Source organism: Kitasatospora sp. NPDC059462 (genome assembly GCF_042749955.1).
Classification (GTDB): domain Bacteria; phylum Actinomycetota; class Actinomycetes; order Streptomycetales; family Streptomycetaceae; genus Kitasatospora.
The window spans coordinates 1-1002 of sequence record NZ_JBHYUU010000417.1 but is presented as its reverse complement, the minus strand read 5'-3'; the positions used below and the strand labels follow the sequence as shown (position 1 = coordinate 1002).

Here is a 1002-nt window from a genome sequence, read left to right as displayed (position 1 = left end):
GCCCCCGCCCCCCCCCCGGCGCGCCCCCCCGCGCGTGCTCCCGCGGGGCGCCCCCCGCCCCCCCCCGCCCCCGCCCCGCCCCCCCCCCCCGGGGGCGGCCCGCCCGGCGGCCGTCGGCCCGGCGCCCGCACGGGGGAACGGGCGCCGGTGGCGGTGCCGCCACCTTGGTCTACGGGCGGCGGGGCGGGAACGGTTCACCCCGGCGACCGGACGGTGCGGGGGCCGGGAGGTCCGGGGCCGGGGTCAGCCGGCCCAGGCCATGCCGTGCGCCTCCAGGATCGGGCGCAGGGCGCGGACGGCGTAGAAGTTGCGGGACTTGACCGTGCCGACCGGCACCCCCAGCACCCGGGCGACCTCGGCCATCGAGCGGCCCTTCATGTGCAACTCGACCAGTACGTCCCGGTGGTGGGGCTGCAGCTCGGCCATCGCCGCCGCCATGTCCCGGGCGACGAGCACCTCGTCGTAGGGGTCGTGGGTGCCCGCGTGGTCCTCGGGGGACTCGTCGGCGACCTCCTGGGCGCGGGCGGTCTGCATCCGGTAGTGGTCGATGGCGATCCGGCGCGCCACCGTGAACAGCCACGGGCGGCTGTACTCGGGGCCGCGGTGCATGGCCGCCGGGTTCTGCCAGGCCCGCAGCAGGGTCTCCTGGACGATGTCCTCGGCCTTGCCGCGGTCGCCGCTGGTCACCCGGAGCATCGCGCGCAGCAGGTAGCCGCCGTGCAGCCGGTACAGCTCGGCGAGGGTGTCCTGGTCCAGGGTGGGCCGGGGGGCCGGCGGGGCGACGGGCCCCCCGGCGTCCTCGGTGGTCGTCCCGGCGTGGGCGGTAGCGTCGATGGCCACGGCTGTTGAGCCCCTTACGACATTCGTCATTCGTCGGTACCCCGGTCGGTGGTCGGGTACCTGGTTCGATCGCTGTCTCGGCGCGCGGGGGCGGGCCACGGCGGGCGAGCCGCTCTCCCGGGAGTGGCCACGCTGGCAGCCGTCGCCAACGGCGGGCCAACG

The 1002-nt window shown here is 77.9% G+C and carries 1 protein-coding gene; it reads right to left on the bottom strand.

Annotation, left to right across the window (positions count from 1 at the left end):
- Positions 1–243: 243 nt before the first annotated feature.
- Positions 244–840 (bottom strand): sigma-70 family RNA polymerase sigma factor, encoded by a 597-nt coding sequence (locus ACFXAM_RS38875; RefSeq protein WP_380298664.1) that lies wholly within the window; start codon positions 838–840, stop codon positions 244–246.
- Positions 841–1002: the final 162 nt, after the last annotated feature.